This window comes from Streptomyces uncialis (assembly GCF_036250755.1).
GTDB classification, from domain to species: domain Bacteria; phylum Actinomycetota; class Actinomycetes; order Streptomycetales; family Streptomycetaceae; genus Streptomyces; species Streptomyces uncialis.
Genome location: NZ_CP109583.1, coordinates 1,251,530 through 1,265,132, shown reverse-complemented (window position 1 = coordinate 1,265,132; position 13,603 = coordinate 1,251,530). Strand labels below are relative to the sequence as shown.

At 69.1% G+C, this 13,603-nt stretch carries 18 protein-coding genes and 2 pseudogenes; 15 read left to right on the top strand and 5 right to left on the bottom strand.

Annotated elements, in window-relative coordinates; all coding sequences use genetic code 11:
* The first annotated feature begins 73 nt into the window (after window positions 1–73).
* Both OG711_RS04875 and OG711_RS04870 read left to right on the top strand, forming a co-directional pair.
* On the top strand, window positions 74–469 hold the full coding sequence (locus OG711_RS04875; RefSeq protein ID WP_329558497.1) for a hypothetical protein: 396 nt from the start codon (window positions 74–76) through the stop codon (window positions 467–469).
* On the top strand, window positions 466–633 hold the full coding sequence (locus OG711_RS04870) for a hypothetical protein (protein WP_329558496.1): 168 nt from the start codon (window positions 466–468) through the stop codon (window positions 631–633). The genes OG711_RS04875 and OG711_RS04870 overlap by 4 nt, the downstream gene beginning before the upstream one ends.
* 63 nt (window positions 634–696) lie before the next feature.
* Here the strand turns inward: OG711_RS04870 and OG711_RS04865 are convergent, their stop codons facing one another.
* Window positions 697–1,698, bottom strand: coding sequence for a hypothetical protein (locus OG711_RS04865; RefSeq protein WP_329558495.1), 1,002 nt, complete (start codon window positions 1,696–1,698; stop codon window positions 697–699).
* Here OG711_RS04865 and OG711_RS04860 point away from each other — a divergent pair.
* The 6 genes from OG711_RS04860 (at window position 1,679) to OG711_RS04835 (ending at window position 6,104) form a co-directional block, all read left to right on the top strand.
* Window positions 1,679–1,834: a hypothetical protein gene (locus OG711_RS04860; protein ID WP_329558494.1), complete on the top strand. Its 156-nt coding sequence runs from the start codon at window positions 1,679–1,681 to the stop codon at window positions 1,832–1,834. The two genes, OG711_RS04865 and OG711_RS04860, sit on opposite strands and share 20 nt — an antisense overlap.
* Window positions 1,835–2,231: 397 nt before the next feature.
* A complete protein-coding gene (locus tag OG711_RS04855; protein ID WP_073786779.1) occupies window positions 2,232–2,510 on the top strand; it encodes a hypothetical protein in 279 nt (92 codons plus the stop codon).
* A 306-nt stretch (window positions 2,511–2,816) separates the two neighbouring features.
* The gene (locus OG711_RS04850; protein ID WP_073786777.1) at window positions 2,817–3,038 is read left to right on the top strand and encodes a hypothetical protein; all 222 of its coding nucleotides are present in this window, start codon (window positions 2,817–2,819) and stop codon (window positions 3,036–3,038) included.
* A gap of 416 nt (window positions 3,039–3,454) precedes the next feature.
* Window positions 3,455–4,099 carry an RNA polymerase sigma factor gene (locus OG711_RS04845; RefSeq protein WP_329563621.1) on the top strand — a complete coding sequence of 215 codons (645 nt, stop codon included), beginning with the start codon at window positions 3,455–3,457 and terminating at the stop codon, window positions 4,097–4,099.
* A complete protein-coding gene (locus tag OG711_RS04840) occupies window positions 4,096–5,103 on the top strand; it encodes a CU044_5270 family protein (RefSeq protein ID WP_329558493.1) in 1,008 nt (335 codons plus the stop codon). Before OG711_RS04845 ends, OG711_RS04840 begins: the two co-directional genes overlap by 4 nt.
* Window positions 5,104–5,240: 137 nt before the next feature.
* Window positions 5,241–6,104, top strand: coding sequence for a peptidase inhibitor family I36 protein (locus OG711_RS04835; protein WP_329558492.1), 864 nt, complete (start codon window positions 5,241–5,243; stop codon window positions 6,102–6,104).
* On the opposite strand, the pseudogene OG711_RS04830 reads toward OG711_RS04835, so the two are convergent.
* A pseudogene (locus OG711_RS04830) lies at window positions 6,039–6,278 on the bottom strand (arginase family protein); the annotation flags it as partial. The gene OG711_RS04835 and the pseudogene OG711_RS04830 overlap by 66 nt on opposite strands.
* Here OG711_RS04830 and OG711_RS04825 point away from each other — a divergent pair.
* A complete protein-coding gene (locus OG711_RS04825) occupies window positions 6,259–6,432 on the top strand; it encodes a hypothetical protein (RefSeq protein WP_245876724.1) in 174 nt (57 codons plus the stop codon). The pseudogene OG711_RS04830 and the gene OG711_RS04825 overlap by 20 nt on opposite strands.
* 122 nt (window positions 6,433–6,554) lie before the next feature.
* On the opposite strand, the gene OG711_RS04820 is transcribed toward OG711_RS04825, so the two are convergent.
* Entirely contained in the window at window positions 6,555–6,860 is a 306-nt protein-coding gene (locus OG711_RS04820; RefSeq protein ID WP_329558491.1) for a bifunctional ornithine acetyltransferase/N-acetylglutamate synthase, read from the bottom strand.
* A gap of 390 nt (window positions 6,861–7,250) precedes the next feature.
* On the opposite strand from OG711_RS04820, the gene OG711_RS04815 reads away from it, so the two are divergent.
* The 5 genes and pseudogenes from OG711_RS04815 to OG711_RS04800 all read left to right on the top strand — a co-directional run bounded on the left by OG711_RS04815 (window position 7,251) and on the right by OG711_RS04800 (window position 11,002).
* The gene (locus OG711_RS04815) at window positions 7,251–7,967 is read left to right on the top strand and encodes a hypothetical protein (protein ID WP_329558490.1); all 717 of its coding nucleotides are present in this window, start codon (window positions 7,251–7,253) and stop codon (window positions 7,965–7,967) included.
* A 295-nt stretch (window positions 7,968–8,262) separates the two neighbouring features.
* Complete coding sequence (locus tag OG711_RS04810) at window positions 8,263–9,129, top strand: class I SAM-dependent methyltransferase (protein ID WP_329558489.1); 867 nt, start codon at window positions 8,263–8,265, stop codon at window positions 9,127–9,129.
* A 264-nt stretch (window positions 9,130–9,393) separates the two neighbouring features.
* A pseudogene (locus OG711_RS39015) lies at window positions 9,394–9,819 on the top strand (DUF5958 family protein); the annotation flags it as partial.
* Window positions 9,820–9,836: 17 nt separating this feature from the next.
* Window positions 9,837–10,406, top strand: coding sequence for a TIGR03086 family metal-binding protein (locus OG711_RS04805; RefSeq protein WP_329558488.1), 570 nt, complete (start codon window positions 9,837–9,839; stop codon window positions 10,404–10,406).
* A gap of 386 nt (window positions 10,407–10,792) precedes the next feature.
* Window positions 10,793–11,002, top strand: coding sequence for a hypothetical protein (locus OG711_RS04800; RefSeq protein WP_329558487.1), 210 nt, complete (start codon window positions 10,793–10,795; stop codon window positions 11,000–11,002).
* On the opposite strand, the gene OG711_RS04795 is transcribed toward OG711_RS04800, so the two are convergent.
* Window positions 10,999–11,160: a hypothetical protein gene (locus OG711_RS04795; protein WP_329558486.1), complete on the bottom strand. Its 162-nt coding sequence runs from the start codon at window positions 11,158–11,160 to the stop codon at window positions 10,999–11,001. The two genes, OG711_RS04800 and OG711_RS04795, sit on opposite strands and share 4 nt — an antisense overlap.
* A gap of 856 nt (window positions 11,161–12,016) precedes the next feature.
* Between OG711_RS04795 and OG711_RS04790 the strand changes: the two genes are divergently transcribed.
* Entirely contained in the window at window positions 12,017–12,352 is a 336-nt protein-coding gene (locus tag OG711_RS04790; RefSeq protein ID WP_329558485.1) for a helix-turn-helix domain-containing protein, read from the top strand.
* 646 nt (window positions 12,353–12,998) lie between these two features.
* On the opposite strand, the gene OG711_RS04780 is transcribed toward OG711_RS04790, so the two are convergent.
* On the bottom strand, window positions 12,999–13,388 hold the full coding sequence (locus tag OG711_RS04780) for a hypothetical protein (RefSeq protein WP_073786759.1): 390 nt from the start codon (window positions 13,386–13,388) through the stop codon (window positions 12,999–13,001).
* Window positions 13,389–13,603 lie beyond the last annotated feature (215 nt).

Sequence of the window (13,603 nt, the reverse complement as noted above, 5' to 3'; positions counted from 1 at the left end):
GGAGGTTGTGCGCCTGGGCGCGCAACCGATCCCCTCACCCGGGGTGTGACACCGGTAACCAGGAGAGAGGGCAATGGCCTTGACCACGCCGCCCACCACCTCGGACCCGCCGACCGTCCCCGTTCCACCGGCCCCCGTGCCGCGCCCCGGATACCGTGACCGGCTGCTGGCCCACTATGCGAGGGCGGCGGAGGAGCGCATCGGCAGGGCGCGGGCCGCCGCTCTTGAGCTCGGCCACACCGATCCGGTGCCGTGGGACGACATCCGCGCCGCCTGCACCCGGCCGTCCCGCACCACAGGGAAGGCATTCCAGAAGCTCGCGGGCCAAGCCCGCATGGCAGCGGTCGAGGGTTCGCTCGTGGTGGGCTTCCTCATCCTGGCCTTGCTGACCATTGAGGTCGGACTGGAGACGACGGGGAAGGAGACGCAGACCGCGGCCGTGTCAGCGGCCCGGAGGCAGGGGACGTGAACGGGCTGCGCCGGGTGTTCACGATCGCCGGTGTCGCCGCGCTGGCGTCCCTCGTCCTCGCTCCCGCGGTCGGCGCGCAAGGGGCGGGGCTGCTGTTCATCCCCCTCGCGGTGTTCGCACTGGCGGCCTTCCTCACTGCGGCGTTCACGCACAACCTTCACTAGCTGAATCGGGTGTTCGCCATGTTCGGCCGCAGCAGCGGCGACGCCGGAGGCGGGGTGCTGTAGTCAGGCATCGTCGGCGACGCTGGCGTCCGTCCCGCTCTCCTGTTCGGTGGTGGGGGGCGGGGTGTGGTGGAGGTCGAAGGGTCCTCCGCGTTCGGAGAGCACGGTCGGGCGGTCCGTCGCCTTGAGGACCTGGGCGCGGCAGCGGGGGCCGGTCCCGTACCTGCGGACGTCGACGCCGCGGGGGTTGGTATGCCATTCGTCCAGGTGCTGGGCGACAGCGTGCAGGAGTTCGCGTTCCGCCGCGGAACCTCCGGGCGCGGCCGTGAGGGCGGCGATGACCGTGTGGGCGGTGGGGAACGCGATCCAGGTGGCCCCCTTGCCTTCCGTGACAGCGGTCTCCAGCCGGACCAGGGTGGTGTCGAGCGGGTCGTCCCGCCAGGCGGTGGAGGCGGAGGGTGCCTCGGTTTCGGTGAGCCAGGCGTGCAGGATGCCGCACTCATAAGCGTTGAGGCCGACGGCACTGCTGGCGAAGAGGTGGTGGAAGATCCGCAGGACGACGTCGCGGCGGCGCGGGTTCTCGCGCCGTTCGTACAGGCAGCGGGCGCACAGCCAGCCCATCGGGGTGAACAGCTTGTGCTTGGGGTCACGCATCCGGCCGGTGAGGTCGCCGGTCTTGACCGGGTCGGCGCACAGCCCGCAGACCGTGTCCGTGTGGGCCTGCTTGATGACGCGGGGAACGGGGAGCTGCCCGATACCCTCGGGCCGCTCGACCTTCGGCTTCCGGGCCGGTGGGATGTAGGAGGCGGGGTTGTTGGCCCAGGCCCGCAGAACACGCAGGCATTCGCGGAGATCCTCTTCGTCGGCGGCCGTGAGGTCCTTGGCGCCGGTGGTCTCGGTGAGCCGGGACCGGACCCGCTCGGCGGGTTTGCCCACGCTCGCGGCGACCGTGTCGATCCCTGTGTCCACCCAGGAGCGCAGGGGCGCGCCGCTCAGGGTGCCGATGTCGGCGGCCGTGGGGAAGTCGAGGGTGGCCATGTCGAGCGTGACCGCTTCGAACGTCATTCTGCTGGAGTCCCGCCGTCCGGAACCTGTCTCCTCCCGTCACCATGGCGCTGACCTGCGCTCCGGTTGTGCCAATGTCACCGGTTCGGCGCACGACAACCGCCTCCAGGAGGGCATGCTGCGCGCCGCCGGTTGACGGCCGTTCCGGCCGTACGGCGAGCCGGACGCCGCTCGGGGAGCGCTCTCTACGGGAGTGCGGCGCGGTTGGCCTCTGTGATGACAACAAGGTCCGCCCGCTCACCGTTGGCCGGGTGCACGATCTTCACCAGGCCCAGCTCGTGCAGTCGGATATGGGCGCGATCGAGCCCGTCGGCAGCTCCACTCCCGCCGCGCGGCGGGAGTCGTCCTCCTTCGCCGACCTTGGGCCGGTGCACCGTCACCCGGGCACCACCCTGCGCCTGGTGTGCGCCCCTACTACAGGCCCCGCCCGCTGCGAGCCGGGCGCGGGCACTCGGCATCACGCAGATCACCCGGCCCCATGCCCGGAACGACGAGCAGCCCCGAGGGGGAGTAGTGGCGTCTACGCTCGGGGTATGGAGCGTTACGAGAGGGCGGCGCATCTGGAGTGGTGGGCCAGCCCGTTCACCTGCCTGGCTCGGATCCCGGTCAGAGCGACGGCCACCGCAAACATGGGCGAGTGGGACGCAGTGTTCTCGCCCCCTCTCGACCACGGCCTTCGCGAGCACGTGGAGCAGCTCATCGACGCGGACCCCTGCTTCACCCTTCGTTTCGACACCTCAGCCGTCGAGGTCCAGGCAGAGGACTTCGACGGCGTCGATCACCTTCGGCTGACCGTCATCCCTGAGCCGTAGAGCCGAGCGGCCCGGTCCCGTAGATCTTGAAGCGCGCCATGTTTGTCATCCGACCGGGTGACGACCCCGAGCGCGGGCCCGCGCAGGAGCGAGACTGAGGGGTTGCCGCCGCCAAGCTGGGAAGAACCCTTCGATGACTGAGCCACGTCCGCATACCGGCGAAGAGCCGACACCGACCCGCTCGCCGCACCAACTCGGTGAGGACGAGGGCCGCAGAGTATCGCCGCGCTCAAGGCCGCTCTCGTCCCGTGGCCGCAGCATCTGACGGCGTTCACAGCGGAGCTGGAGGCCGCGCCGTTCGCCGAGGTGCTGAACGTGGTCACCGAGTACCGGGTGGTGTGGATGGCCCTCGTCCACCCGGAGATCCAGGCCGCGACCGCCGAGTCCGAGGGCGGCACCGCCCACCCCATCCCGCCCGGGACCGTCTGGGCCGACTACGACCCCATCACCTTCGAACCTCTCACCGGCCCGGTGTCGCCGGGGGCGGGAGGCATGACCTACCGCGTCGTCTACAGCGTTAAGGCCTAGCGCGACATGGCCGGCCTCACCGCCCAATGCCGGCAGGCCGTCCTCCAGGCCGAGCGGGCCCCCTCGCCCAACGGCCGCTCCAGGTCGGCAAGGAGTTCGAGGGCAGCGACCCCGGAGCGCTCCGCTGGCTCGCCTTGGCGCAGGCCGCCGCCTCCCTCGCGTACCGGGTGTACACCGACTGCGTCGAAGTCGAACTCGTGAGGTTGTTTCCGCGCTGCGGGGCCGGTCGTGCGCGCGCGTATGAGGCGGCCGGCCCTGCTGCGAGGGTGGCTGGAGGAAGCAGGGACACCGCGATCGGCGCCGCAGCGGATGCCGTCGGTACGGCATGGGAAGGCATCCGGCCCTGCCTGGGACGCGGAGCCCGGGGGCAGATTTCTTCGGCGAATGGTGGAACTGGTCTGAGTGTGCGGACACTTCTGGGCGTGGACTCGCAATTGAGGGATCGGATCCGGTCCGGTGATCAGGCAGCGTTCGCTGCGGTCTTCGACGAGCACTCCCGGGTGATCTATGCGCACGCGGCCCGCACCACGGGCGACCGGGCTCTGGCCGAGGACGTCATGTCGCTCACGTTTCTCGAAGCGTGGCGGCAGCGCGACAAGCTGCGCAAGGACGTGCGGAACATACGGGCCTGGCTACTGGGTATCGCCACGAACGTCCTTCGGAACACCGCGCGGTCCGCTCGGCGGCACCGGGCTGCGATGGCCCGTCTGCCGCCTGCGGAGCCGATGCCCGACTTCTCGGAAGCGGTGGTCGGCCAGATGGTCGACAGTCAGCGGCTGGCCGCGGCAACCCGGGCGCTGAACCGGTTGAAGCGCGGTGAGCGCGAGGTCTTCGCGCTGGTCGTGTGGTCCGGTCTGGGTTATGCCGACGCCGCGGAGGCACTGGGCATTCCCACGGGAACGGTACGGTCCCGGCTCTCCCGGACACGGGAGAAACTGCGTCGGCTGACCACGGAGGAACTGGACAACCCACAGCGACCAGAATCACGGGCCGGCCAGGAACGCACATCAGCCGACCGGACACCGCAAGGACGTCCGTTCCGGGGAAGGAACGCATCATGAATCGGGAGCGGCAGGAGCGGGTGGAGATCGAAGAGGCCTCGGAGGTACTGCCCGCGGTGTCCTTTCCTGAGCTGGATCCGGAGCGGGTACGTGTGCGTCGGCATCACCTTCTGAACGAGATCGGCCGTCCCTCCGGGCGGAGGGGTATCACCGCGGTACTGCGGCCGGGCCGGCCCATGGCCGTCGCGTGGGCGACGTTCACGGCCGCTGGTGCGACGGCGGCCGCTCTGACGTTCGGGCTCAGTGGTGCGCAGTCCCGACCGGATGTGCCGCCGGCGTCCGCGGCATCGGTGCGGCTCTTGGAGAAGGCCGCACTCGCGGCCGACGCACGGCCACTTCCGAAGGCGCCGCCCCAGGGGTACACGTACGTCAGGACCATCGGCCACAGCACGGCCCTGTCGGAGAACCAGGACGGGGGGATGGACCGTGAGCGCACGAGCCAGGACCTGGAGCAGTGGACATCGGTGGACGGCAGTGGGCGCACCCTGGAACGCAAGGGGGGCGGCGAGGAAACGCTGATCCCCGAATCGCCCGGCGAGGGCAGTCTCAACGCTCCGACCTTCGAATTCCTGGCCGGTCTGCCCACCGACTCACGGGCTCTGCTCGACATGATCCATGAGGACGCCGAGCGCAACCACGGATCGGGCTCGGGTTCCACCACCGGCCCCGACCAGCAGGCGTTCGTCACGATCGGCGATCTGCTCCGTGGCTCGACGGCACCCCCGGACACCGTCGCCGCGCTCTACCGCGCCGCCGCCCTCATCCCCGGTGTCTTCACCGTCCCCGAGGCAGTCGACGCGGCGGGCCGGACCGGGGTCGCCGTCGCCAGGAACCACGACGGCGAACGCACCGAGTGGATCTTCGACCGGAGCACGCTGCGCCTGCTCGGTGAACGCACTGTCCTGTTGGAGGACAATGCCTGGGGCGAAGCGGGCGACACGGTGACCTCCATCGCCGTGATGAAGACCGGCGTCGTGGACAAGGCCGGCCACACCCTCCAGTAGACGGCTCGTCCGCGACGCCGGTTGTCACCTGGTCCTGGTGCCCGTGCCCGCGCTGGACAGATCGGCGCGCAGGGGTACCGGCACCGCGCAACCGTACCCGGTGCGACATTCTGCGGCTCATTGACCAATAGCCCATAGTGAGAGGCTGGTTGATCCTGTGTGATTCACGAGTCCCCCTTAATCGAGCACAGGGATCACATGGCAATGGGCATACGCTTCTCACGATCAACGGTGACCGCCGCGGCTGTGGCCACAGCGCTCTTCGCGCTGGCCGGTTCGGCAACCGCCAGCACTCCGACCGAGGGCCCGGCCCCGGGACCGGGGTTCTCACGCCGGAGGATGAGGTTCGGCTCCAAGAAATCCTCGATCAGAGCCAGCCTGTTATCGCTACCTACGAGGGCAGAGAGATCAACCTCGCCGACGGGTGGCAGGGAGCCCAGGCATGTATCGAGGACCCAAACGCGAAGGTCTACTGCTACACGACGGCCGCAGAGGCGAACCAGCACGTCGTCAGGATCTCCCCGGCCTCGAAAGCTGCGTCCAAGCCGCCGGTGCCGAACGAGGCTGGACCCAACGCGATCGCCGACTGCGTCTACGGACAGGTCTGCCTGTTCGCACCTTCGAACTACTCGGGCCGGATGCTCAAGTGGTCCGCCGGAGGAACGAAGAAACTCGGTGACTGGAACTTCCGGGATGAAGCCAGCTCCGGATGCGTGAATCGCAGGATCGGCGGCGCCCTCGTCTACGACAGCCGCACCGCACTGCCCGACCTGCACATGGCTCTCGGCAACGGCTACTGCTGCAAGTTCTCCAGCGCCGGTTATCCCACCGGCGGCAACTGGAACGACAAGGCCGACTACGTTCAGACGAGCCTGAACGGACAGGGTGCGGATTCCTTCGGACTCGATGAAGTCCAGCTCGGCGGGATCGAGGGCACGAGCGCCCGCGAGCACTGTCCGCCGGGTGGAAAGGCGCTCCTCAGGTCTGGGCAACAGTGGTGACGGCCCCTGGCCGAGCAGGGTGCGCAGCACCGTTCCGTGGAAGCCCCCCGAGGGAGAGGTGTCGGGGGTGTTGAGGTCCGCGTGGGCGTCGAACCAGACGACTGCCAGGCTGTCGCCGTGGCGAGCGACGGCGCGGGCGACAGGCGCGAGCTCGATGCCGCAGTCGCCGCCCACAGCGAGCAGTGTGTCGTCGTCGCTCCGGCCCAGTGCGGCCCTGGTTGCTTCCAGCGAGCGGGTCAGCACATCGGGTCAGCACATCGAGGTGGCGTACGCCGTCCTGGTCCTGTCCGGGGCGGGGGTCGATGTCGACGACGGTGCGTCGCGCTGAGGAGAGCAGCGCGCTCAGCCGTTGCGCACCCTCAGCCAGCAGTTGAGGATTGCGTACAGCCGACCCTTGCCACTGAGGAATCAAGACAACGGTATGGGATCCGTTGCTGCGGTCGAGCCCGGTCATGTCGTGTAGTCCGCGTTGATGCGGATGTAGCCGGCGGACAGGTCGCAGCCGTAGACCGTGGCTTCGGCCTCCCCGACGCCGAGTGTGATGACGATGTCGACCTCGTCCTGGCGCATGATGCCGACGAGTTTGTCGAGGGTGTCGGCCTCGGGCTCTCCGGGGTACACCTCGGCGTCGCCGAATCTCACGGTGACGCTGCCCGGCGCGATGTCGGTGTCGACGGTGACGATTGAGATGTCGTCGCCGTGCTCGCGCAGTCCGCCGTGCCCTGTGCAGGCCCGGAAGCCTGTCGGCCACGCCAAGAGGTCAGAGTCTTGAGCTAATGCATGATCATGCGTTATGAGGCATGTAGTTGCACTTGAGTGTGGGCTGTCCGTCGAGTGCCACCCCAAAGGCACTCCACCTCGCCGTGCGGTCAGGAAACGAGTCGGCCCCGCTACGCGGGAGTAGCTCTGTTGGGTAGATCGGCCCATGTGACTCGTCGTCCACTGCTGCCGGGCGACAGCCACTGGACTGTCCCGCGCTCGGTGACGACCGCGCGGCCGACGAGCCGGCCCGTTCCGACAGGAAGAGCTGGAGGTCGTCCCTGGTCTCCAGCCTTCGCGCCGCACCTGTCACAGGTCGATCACGATGAACACACCTCCTGCACGCCCGCCCTACCGTGGCGGGATCGTCACATCTGGGGGAATCCCGTGCGTACTCGCATCATCGTCTCAACTGCCGCACTCCTGTTCGCCGCGCCACTCACCGCCTGCGGCGGGGACAGCGGGGACGGTAACGCTGGGGAGAAGCCGCAGAGCAGCTCGCCGCCCGCCGCCGACAAGAAGGGCACCGAAGTCGACTGCACGGCCGAGAACATCGACCAGCTGACATGGAACACACACTGCTCGGACGAGGTCGCCACTGACGGCTCAGCCAGCGCAGGCGCAGCACTTGGAGAGCCGCTCGCGCTCGGCAGATCGGCGGAGACCATAGGCGGCGAGGGTGGTGTCCTGGAGATCACTCCCACCAGCGTCGTCTACATGAAGGAGGGAGGTGGTGGTACCTCCGAGCACGGCACTTTCGTATTCATCACCGTCAAGGCCAGGCCGACCACGGGTGCCGCCGCTGCGGTCCCCGCTCCCATCACTGGCAAGGGCTGGGAATGGGTCGCCCCCGACGGAGAGGCCATCGGCTGGAACAGCGGAGACTCGATCACCGTTCAAACAGAGAGGTTCGATGGCGGGGGCGACATCCAGCCCGGCTCATTCCAGTGGCAGAGCACCGTGTTCGACCTGACCGCGGCACAGGCGAAGGGCGGCACGCTCCAGTACGTGGACGGTGACGGCGCGGCCTACCGGTGGAAGATCCCGGCTACGGACGCTGGCCCTCAGATCGCCGAAGTCAAGCAGCAACTGTTGGCGGACTGAGGTCGCCCCGCCCACGCGGGGGTAGCTCCCCCCAGCTCAGAGGCATCTGACGGCGTCCTGGGTCTGGGGAGAAGCCGTCCCCGCCCGCGTGAGGGTGGTTCTCTGCCCGTCACCGTGCTGGTTTTCGGTGGCGGATGGTCCCCGCTCGCCCTTGGAGCCCAGGATCGTCTCTGCAGGTGGTTCTGCGGGCCGCGAGACCGCTTCCGTGAAGCAGGTCTCTCGACTCCTGTCAAGCTGTGGAATTGTCCGGCTGCCGAACAGGCACGTGATCTCTGTGGAGGGGTGGTGGGTGGGCATGGCTGCCGACTGGGAATGGGACGACACATTGTTCTCGGGTACGGCCACCTACTACCGGCGCGGGAGGCTCCCTTACGCCCCCGGGCTGACGGACGTGCTCGCCGAGGTTCTGGGACTCGACGGGCGGGGACGCCTCATCGATGTGGGGTGTGGACCGGGCACCCTCGCCCTGAGCCTGGCGCACCTGTTCAGCGAGATCGTCGGCGTGGACCCGGACAGCGGGATGATCGCCGAAGCCACCCGCGCAGCAGCCGAGTGCGGCGTGACCGGGAAGGCGCGGTGGGTCCGGGCCCGGGCCGAGGATCTCCCGGCAGGACTGGGAACCTTCACCGTCGCGGCCTTCGCCCAGTCCTTCCACTGGATGGACCGCGACCTGGTGGTGGCAGCCACCAGGGACATGCTCCGGCCCGGTGGGGCGCTGGTGCACATCTCCGACGTGAAGACGGAGTCCCGAACCATCGACGGGTTTCCCCATCCGGCGGTGCCCTACGCGGCGATCGAGGAGCTGGTCAGGCACTACCTCGGACCGGTCCGACGAGCCGGCCGGGGCCTGCTGCCGCAGGGAACACCCGGCGGCGAGGCTGCGGTGCTCGCCCGGGCCGGATTCACCGGCCCGCAGCGCCGCGTCGTTCCCGGCGGACAGGCGCTGGAACGCACGGGTGACGATGTCGTCGCGGAGGTGTTCTCGATGTCGTTCTCGGCTCCGCACCTGTTCGGCCCGTGCTGTGACGACTTCGAGGCAGACCTGCGCCGGCTGCTGGAGGAGGCATCCCCGGCGGACCGGTTCTCCGAACGCCAGCCGGGCACCGAGGTCTTCGTCTGGTGGCACGACCCCGCCGGACCGGCACCCGCGCCGGCCACCTGACCCTTCCGTGCTCGTCCCCGCCCGCGCGGGGGCCTCCGCCCAGCGGGCGCTGTGCCGTCGGCGCGGTCGGTGTCGAGGAAGGCCAGGCACTCGGTGCGCCAGGGCAAGCCGGCCCGTGCCCGACGTTGTCGAGGGCGCGGGGCTGGAAGACTCGCATGGTGAAGGCCGGTTCTCCCTCCAGGACTGTCCGAGTGCACAGGCTGAATGAGCGCTCCGTGACGCTCAACGAGCTCGCGCAGGGCATTCGGACCCTGCCGGAGGGGCTTCGAGTGGTTCGGAAGCCTCGCTGATGAGGACCAGGCGGTGGTACTACGGGATCTCAGGCAGTTCTGCGTGCAGGCCCGCGCCGCGGGCGATGACGCGCTGGAGGGCATCCGACGCGCTGGTCTCCGACCGACTCACACTCCGTCGCTCCTGGTCACGCACGAACCGGTGGACCAGCAGTGGCAAAACGCCCTGGTGTCCCGCTGCCGACGCAACCGCGAAATCCCACCCGCCCCGACAGCTTCGGCCCAGTGGGAGCATCGTTCGTCCCGACGGACAGCAGTAGTCGTGACCGTCCGAAACACATGCGCGGTCGGCCGCACCGGGCCAACGGCCTCTCATGCACCGTTCAGTGATCGGGCGGTCGCCCGTCTCGGCGGAGCTGATTCGCACCGGTGCAAATCCCTTGGGCAGCTCACCAGTTGACGCCGTAGTCTCGCCGGATGTCCACCGTTTACGTCGAAGATCTCGCCCGTGCATGCGCATCTGTCGGTGACCTGCTCGCCGGGGTCCGCCCCGAGCAGTGGAAGGAGCCGACGCCGTGCACGGAATGGAACGTGCGCGAGGTGGTGGCCCACCTGGTCCGCATGGACCTGGTGTTCGCGGCCATGGTCGGGGGCGGCCCGGTGCCCGACCGGGGAGCAGACTGCCTCGGTGACGACCCGGTCGGCGCCTACCGGTCCTCCAGTGCTTCGCTGCTGGCAGCCTTCTCCGTCCCTGGGGTGCTGGAGCGGAGTTACCGTGGGCCCTTGGGGAGCGCCACGGGCACCGAGCGCTTGCAGATCCGTCTGTACGATCTGCTCGCTCACGGATGGGACCTCGCCCAGGCCACCCGAATCCCTGTCCGGCTGCCCGAGGACGTTGCCGAGCGAGCCCTGGCTTTCGCTCGGTCCCAGCTTTCCACCCAGTCCCGATCGGGACGATTCGCCGAGCCGCAACCCGTCGAGGAGACCGCTCCGGCCATCGACCGCCTTGCCGCGTTCCTCGGCCGGCCCGTCCCACCGCAGCTGTGAGCGCCGCGTCGAGCTCACCGCAGCGCTGAAGGCAAGGACGGCGCGGATGCCGACGGCCGTGCCGGGCAGGGGCAGCCACCCGCCCCGCGCGAGCGTCGTCCATGAACCGACCGGTGTGCTGTCACTCCTCGCTACACCCTTCTTCCAGCACCGCCGTGCCGCCCGCACCTCGGTATGCCTCCCCCGGCCGGCACCGGCAGGGCGCGCGCAGACCAGGCATGCGCCTCCTGACAGGGCGCGCGCTCCGCCATTCCGGCCAGGGCAGACGTTTTGCGGCCCCTCCCAACCTGGCCGCTCTGTCCTCCCGCGGTGGATACACAAGGGGAGCGGGGAGCGCCTGTGCTCTCCGGTGCCCACTGTCGTCTGCCTTGGGAGGGACCGGTCGCGTGCTGTCGGTCGATGTCGCGCTGCTGCTGGGCGTCATCGTGGTGCTGCGGCCGCGCCGCCGCACGGAGTCGAGAAGCCGCAACGACGAGAAGATGACTGTCCTCATCGTCCTGGTCCTCGGGGTCCTGATCGCTCCCACACCGTTCGGGCAGTGGATGCTCGACGTCCTCGGCCGCCTCGTCCACGGCGTCGCCGGAATCTCCTTCTAGAATCCGCCCGCCCGCGCCGGCCCGGGCTGCTGGGGCGGCGCTCGGCCGCGTCTGCCGCAGTCCACGAGTCCCTTGAGGAAGGCGCGGGTGTTCTGGCGGGCGGTGGCGACGGCGGTCGTGGAGCGGATGGTAGTGACGGCGGCGCACATGGGTTCCATCAGGTTCACCCTGGCTTCGGCTCGTGGGTGCCCGGTCCTGCCTACCGGTCTCCCTGTTCCCCGGCCCGCATCGCTCAACCCGACGGGGTCCGGTTGCCTCACTTTCGAACTCACGAAAATCTATGTTGGCCGGGGTAGACATTGGGTGGTGGTGTGGTTATGGTTTCTCTTGTAGCCGAGATCGACAGGGCCTGGCAGAGACGAACTGCCGGTCAGCAGTGCAGGTAGTACCCGCAGTTGCAGTACGGCAGGGCGGTGCGGCGGTGGAGTTCCGGAGCCAGAGCAGACGCAGGACGGTGACGGGACTGACGGCCGGACCGGGTGGCCCGCGGTGATCAGGGGCCGCCAATGAGCAGAACCGCAGTTCAGTGGCATGAAGTACGCGGTATCCAGCAGTGAAGTCAGTGAGCGGTACCTCGGTGAAGGCGTCGGCTGCGGGCGCGCGCACTGGGAGGTCCGGCAGTGGGGTTCCAAGCCAGAGCAGACGCAGGACGGGCGAGCGGGGCTGGCTGCCGGAGCGTGACGCTTGATCAGGTCACACGCAGTACGCATCACCAGCAGTACAGAGCAGTACGCAGTATCAGGCAGTTGTTCATTGAGGGAAAGAACGGAGGGGCCGAGCGCCATCAGGATCGCCCGGGCGGAACACGAGCCCGGGTACCGCAGGACATCGATAGTGAGGTGGTCTCCGGTCGAGCAACCGCGATCCCCGCATTGCCCGCCCTCTCCCGGGTGGTTGTGCGGATACAGAAGGCCGGCGCAGTACCAGGGCCGGCAGATGGTGTAGCAGTTCCTTCGGGGCCCGGGTGCCACATGGCACCCGGGCCCCTCCACGCGTGTTCCACAGAGAGGCACCATGACAGCAGGCGACTCGTTCGACCGGCTCAACGACGACGACTACCCCGCCTACACCATGGGCCGGGCCGCCGAAATGCTCGGCACGACACAGGGCTTCCTCCGCGCCGTCGGCGAGGCCCGCCTCATCACCCCCCTCCGCTCCACCGGCGGACACCGTCGCTACTCGCGCTACCAGCTCCGCATCGCCGCCCGCGCCCGCGAACTCGTCGACCACGGCACCCCCGTCGAAGCCGCCTGCCGGATCGTCATCCTCGAAGACCAGCTCGAAGAAGCCCAGCGCATCAACGCCGAACACCAGCGCCGCGCCGCCGGAACGCCCACGGCCGTGAGCTGAGACGCATGGGAACCACTGGCTTCACCAGGGAGTTCTGCGGCGCGGGACCGATAGCCTGCCTTTTCGGCCGTGCGCCGACGCGGGCATGACGGGTGGAGCGGCATCCAGCGGCTACGGCTCCCGCAGCCGGACGGGTATTCACTCCGTCCTCGACGTCGAGACCGCCCCCGCCGACACCGCCGCGAAGCTCCGAGACCAGGTCGCGGCCGGGGAGAAGGTCTCAGGCCCGGCGGCCCTCCGGGCCCTGACCGCTGCCGTCATGTCCCCGCGGTTCGAGAACTGGATCGTTGCCCGCACGTTCGCGAAGAAGGCCGCCGCGTTAGCCTCTGCCGCGCGGCCTCCCGGTCAACGCCCGGCAAACTTCGCGAAGACCGAATCCCCGAAGAGGCCGCCGTCACCGGCGCTGACCCGCAGCACCTGTACACGGTGTTCAACATCACTCCGGAGACCGGACTCCCGCTACGTCCGCTCCTTCCACCCTGACCCCACGGACAGCGACGACGTATCCGGCTGCAACATGGAGACATCGTGACCGACCACCACGCTCACCTGCTCGCCGCCATCGTCGAGCTCGGCGGTGAGCCAGAGGTCCCAGCTACCCGTAACGGGCGCTTCAAGGGCGCGGTCATCCCAGGAGGCCGCGCGGTCAGCGCCGGCCGCCGCCCATGCGGCGGTCGTCGGCCAGTGCGGTAAGCGGGCCGAACTCGCGGGCAAGTTCGTTCCACGTCAGAACCTCGCCACAGCGGGCCGGGAACTCCTTCGGGTCGAACTCGGGCATGGTCCAGGTGCCAGTGCCCCGGTCCCGCAGCCACAGGTCCCCGTCACCGTCGACCACAGTCGGCGGGACCGGTACGGGCTCGGCCTGATCGGTGGGCTCCCAGGTGATCCGGCCCGGGTGGGAAACGCGGCGCAGCTCGGTGGTGGCCAGCCGCGCGGCCAAGTCACGGGTGGACTCTTCGGCCTCCTTGACCGACGCGAGTCGGAACGCGTCGGCAAGTACGGGCAGGGCTGGATTCTTGCTGCGCTTTGAACTCATACGCTGACTACCTCCGGTGGGGGGCGTCACATCCGTTATGGCACCCCGTAGGGGAACACGATATCCGAGGCGGGAGCCGGGCCGGCTACGACGACTGGCCAGGTGGGGGCGCCGGCACACCGGGCGGTGGGGCTGGGCGGTGAGCTGGTCCTGGACGTGGCGCAACCCGTGCCGGCTACCTGCCCGGCTGGGGGGTGGACAGCGTCCGCTACGGC